The following is a 1,621-nucleotide window of genomic DNA, read 5'->3' as shown; positions in this document are numbered from 1 at the left end:
TGGTATAATTCTATCATAAGCAATAGGGTCACGATCGACACGAGGATGAGCCCGGACCTGCAGACGGTCGAGAACCGACGATGCACAATTAAGCCATTCTCAAGCGTATGGCAGAGCGGCAGTCAATGAACCTGCCCCATTAGGGCAAACCCATGTGGACCGTCTCGACATCGCCAGAATAGCGTCTCAACAGCGCTCCAGTTCAGTTTCGAGACATGCTATAATCCGACCTCTTAGAACCAAATGAGACGGGGTGCAGATGCTGGTCGGATATGGTCGTGTAAGCTCGTCGGGACAGAGCCTCGACATCCAGCATCAGGCACTTTCTCAGGCCGGGTGCGAGAAGGTCTTCAGCGAGCAGGTCAGCGGACGCTCTACGATTGGCCGGGACCAACTCGCCGATGCTCTCGACTTCGTGCGTGACGGGGACACGCTCGTCGTTACGCGGCTCGACCGTCTCGCCCGCAGCGTTGGCGACCTGCACCAGATCATCGAGCGGTTGACCGCTAAGGGTGTCGCGTTCCGCTGCATCAACCAGAGCGGGGTCGACACCGACACGTCCACGGGCAGGCTGATGTTGGCGGTGCTGGGAGCCGTCGCGATGTTTGAAAACGACATTCGGCGCGAACGCCAGATGGAAGGCGTGACGAAGGCCAAGGCGGCGGGCAAGTATCGTGGTCGGCCTGCCAGCATCGACCCTACGCGCGTGAAGGAGCTTCACGGCACCGGCATGGGTCCCGCTCAAATCGCTAAGGCGATGAATATCGGTCGTGCCAGCGTTTACCGGGCGCTGTCGGCATGAAAACCGTCAAGCAGAAAGGCGAATACGACTGCGGGGTCGCCTGTGTCGCGATGCTTGCCGATGTAGCTTATGACGAAGCTCTCAAGGCCATCTTCCCTAACGGTAAGAGAGCGGGAAAGACAAAGACGAACGCGCTTCGTGATGCTCTCGTAAAGCTTGGCCGACAGCCTGACACAGGCCGTCGAAAACCATTCGGCTCAACCGCGTTAGACGATCTTATCGGTGATGCACTCGTCTTCGTCATGCTCGACGATGATGGCGATGAATATCATCACTGGATGGTCTGGGACGCGAAGGGGCGAGAGCTACGTGATCCGTATACGCGGACGCTTCCATACCGCCTGAGGGGTTATCTTCTCGTCGGGTAATTCAGGAGGGTGTCGGTAAACCAGCAGCACCGCCATCATGCGCAGGGCAGCGTCGCTGGAAGATGTCAGAGCCATTCGAGCCATACTCGTGACCACAGCCGTCGCACCGCAGAACGTAGGTCATCTGGTTGTGGTCGTTGCCCGGCAAGTCGGTCTTCCGCATGACCGTCTGGCCATTGCGGTTCCGGTAGCCGGTCTCTGTCGTCCCCTTTTTCATCCCAGTCATTGATGTCCTGACCACAGCCTCATGACAAGATGACCAACGCTCCTTGGAGAATACAATGTCCAACGACACCCGCCATTGGGCAGAAGACTCCTACTGGACCGAGGCTCTCGACCGGTTTTTCAAAGCCAAAGAGGCAGGACAGAGGATCATCACTCTCGATCTCGACGCCATTGAGGAAGCCATCTTCACCGGTGATGGCCCGGCATACCGCCTCGTTGACGCAAT

Annotated in this window: 2 protein-coding genes; both read left to right on the top strand. The window is 57.8% G+C overall.

The annotated features are described in order from the left end of the window. The first annotated feature begins 259 nt into the window (after positions 1-259). Positions 260-802: a recombinase family protein gene (locus tag SPHN_RS18315; protein ID WP_248525274.1), complete on the top strand. Its 543-nt coding sequence runs from the start codon at positions 260-262 to the stop codon at positions 800-802. Next, positions 799-1,170, top strand: coding sequence for a hypothetical protein (locus tag SPHN_RS18310; protein WP_248525272.1), 372 nt, complete (start codon positions 799-801; stop codon positions 1,168-1,170). Before SPHN_RS18315 ends, SPHN_RS18310 begins: the two co-directional genes overlap by 4 nt. The last annotated feature ends 451 nt before the right edge of the window (positions 1,171-1,621 follow it).

This window comes from Sphingomonas faeni (assembly GCF_023195535.1).
Lineage (GTDB): Bacteria > Pseudomonadota > Alphaproteobacteria > Sphingomonadales > Sphingomonadaceae > Sphingomonas > Sphingomonas faeni_B.
Note: the sequence above shows the minus strand (reverse complement) of the source record. Positions and strands in the feature narration are given on the sequence as shown.